The 2,710-nt window shown below is 36.7% G+C and carries 3 protein-coding genes; 1 reads left to right on the top strand and 2 read right to left on the bottom strand.

Translation table 11 applies throughout. The features are described from left to right. Positions 1-230 precede the first annotated feature (230 nt). Positions 231-1,877 carry a tetratricopeptide repeat-containing response regulator gene (locus GQR46_RS18470; RefSeq protein WP_165741986.1) on the top strand — a complete coding sequence of 549 codons (1,647 nt, stop codon included), beginning with the start codon at positions 231-233 and terminating at the stop codon, positions 1,875-1,877. A gap of 4 nt (positions 1,878-1,881) precedes the next feature. Here the strand turns inward: GQR46_RS18470 and msrB are convergent, their stop codons facing one another. After that, positions 1,882-2,322 (bottom strand): peptide-methionine (R)-S-oxide reductase MsrB, encoded by a 441-nt coding sequence (gene msrB / locus GQR46_RS18465; protein ID WP_165741984.1) that lies wholly within the window; start codon positions 2,320-2,322, stop codon positions 1,882-1,884. Positions 2,323-2,415: 93 nt separating this feature from the next. Then, a partial coding sequence (locus GQR46_RS18460) for a hypothetical protein (protein ID WP_165741982.1) occupies positions 2,416-2,710 on the bottom strand: 295 nt, incomplete at its 5' end.

Raw genomic sequence — 2,710 nt, 5'->3', positions numbered from 1 at the left:
CATATTTTTATTAAAATCTAAATTTCCATATCAAAGCACTCATCAAATATAGCGTTATCAATTTTACTTATTTAGTTTTTAATTATGTTATTCGGCTCAGTACCTTCGTAGTTAGATAAACGTATTAGGCAAAGTTAACTACCTAATAAATACAGCTATCATTTAAATTCCCTTGTAAGGAGTTAAACTGTTGATTATAGTCTGTGTTAAATACAATCACGCTTAAGCCAATGCCAACTAAGATCTATTCAAAAGCCAAAATACTTATAGTAGAGGAGCAGCCACTTGCTCAAAGCTATATGAAACAATCGTTAGAAAGGCTTGGCTTTCGGCAGTTGCGCTTTGCTGATCATGCAAATTCTGCAAAAGAGCAGTGTTTAAGTGAAGAATTTGATCTAATCGTTTGCTCATTCAACTTAAATAAACACCAAGATGGCTACCAGCTTTATGAAGAGCTACGTGTAAAGCAACTCATAAAAAGCTCGACTGGCTTTATTTTTATCTCAGCAGAAACAAGTGGCTCACTCGTTCATAGTGTTCTTGAGCTGCAACCTGATGACTTTTTAGTTAAACCTTTTACAGTACAAGAGCTTAAAATACGCATTGAACGAATCCTAAAGCGTAAACACGACTTACAAACAGTGTATTCATTAATTGATGATGGTAACGATTCAAAAGCTATTAAGTTTATTGATACCGCTCTGGATAAAAAAAATAATAATTACAGCCCTATCCTACTTCGCTTAAAAGGTGATGCCTTACTTCGCTTAAAGCGCGCTCAAGATGCGAAAGACTTTTTTAAGTCTGTTCTCGACATTCAAAAATTTGCTTGGGCAAAAGTAGGCTTAGTAGAAGCACTTATAGCGAATAACGAACATATTTTGGCGCAGCGAATGCTCAAAACAATGTTAGAGCGCCAAGAAACTCGTTTAGTAGCCCTTGATTTGTTGGGCAGATTAGAAATAAAGCTAAATCAATTTGAGCTAGCACAAAGCTTTTTAAGCCAAGCTGCAGAAATTGCACCACGCAATATTTCACGTCAAAAATCGCTAAGCAATGTGTCGCTAATTAATCACGACTACGAAAAAAGCTACTTAACTCAAAAAGATATAGCCACCTTTGCAAAACATTCAATACACGACCACCCGGATGTATATTTAAATGCAGCTCGTGCTGGTATCGACTTTGCGCTAACGACGGATCAAACCGATCAAATACAGCGAATTTCAAGGCAAACTAATCAGTACATTAATGATTTAAAAAAACAGTTTCCTAATAATGCGAATCAAGCTCAAATTGATGTACTTAATGCACGACTTCATTATTTAAAAGACGAGCACCAAAAAGCTAAAAAGCTAATTGAGCAGCTTGATGATGACGATACTCACATCCGATCGGTTGATGGCGCACTTGATAAAGCAAAGGCGTTTCATGAGTTGGGGTTTCATCAAAAGGCACAAGCCTTATTCACTCAAATAATCTGCCACTGTGAAAGACACCCTGCGGTTAGCGACACAACTTACTTGCGTTATATTCAGCAGCAACAAAGTGAGCGACGCGATATTAAAATGGGTCCAAAAGAGCTTAACAACCATGCCGTTAGTCAATTTAATAAAGGCCAATTAAATACTGCGTTGGAAGCTTTTACACAAGCATTTAGAGTCATGCCTCGTAATCAAAATATCGCACTTAATTTATTACAGTGTTTATTTGATTCAACCAAGCAATCTGGCAGCTCATTCAACATAGAACTTGCTAAAAGATGCTACGCCCTTCTTGATAAAGCTAAGTTACAAGCAGATCAGACGCAGCGTTTAGATAAGATTTTACATATAGCAAAAGAAATGAATTTAGATATTCAAAGCGCTAGTAAATAAAATATTAGAGTTTTTTCATTGATCCGGCATTAACGCAATAACGTAAACCTGTTGGCAATGGGCCATCTGGAAATATATGCCCTAAGTGCGAATCACACACGTTACAAACCACCTCTATGCGCTCCATACCATGACTTGTATCGCTTACATAACCAATTGCTTCAATTGTTGCAGGTTGCGTAAATGACGGCCAACCAGTACCGCTATCAAACTTTTCATCTGCATCAAACAATAGATTATCACAGCAAATGCACACATACTTGCCAGGTTCGAGCAATGTACAACTACCCGAGCTACCTGGGCGCTCTGTTCCCTTTTTACGTGTTACGTAATATTCATCTTCTGATAGTTGCATACGCCACTGCTCATCAGTTTTGACTACTTTTTTACTCGGGGTAGGATTGCCGTTGGTGGCAAAATTAATAACATCATTCCACTTCAACATAATAACCTCATTGAATAGTTGATTAGCGGTACTTTCTAAATTTATAGAAAAGTATCACCAAGTATTACGTTTTTGAATAGAGCGAAGATCAGCCTAATCAAAGGTAATGTTTTGCTTTTCTGAATCGGTAAGTATTCGTTTAATAAAACTAGCTAGTTCTGCTTTTTTTACAGGCAAACTAACGCTCATTTGACGCTCGTTATTACTATAAATTATTAGCCCATCATCCTTTGTCGTTATACGTTCAATACTCTCAATAACTAACCAATCTGGACCGTGCTTTTTATCAAAAAATCCCATCAAACTAAAAAGTAATAAGTGCTGGGCATCTCGTTGAATAAAATCTTCTAACCTATTTCTTGATTTAAATAGCGGGGTAAGTCTATAA

This window comes from Pseudoalteromonas sp. Z1A6 (assembly GCF_011378745.1).
Taxonomy (GTDB): Bacteria; Pseudomonadota; Gammaproteobacteria; order Enterobacterales; family Alteromonadaceae; genus Pseudoalteromonas; species Pseudoalteromonas arctica.
This window is presented reverse-complemented; position numbering and strand designations above follow the sequence as displayed.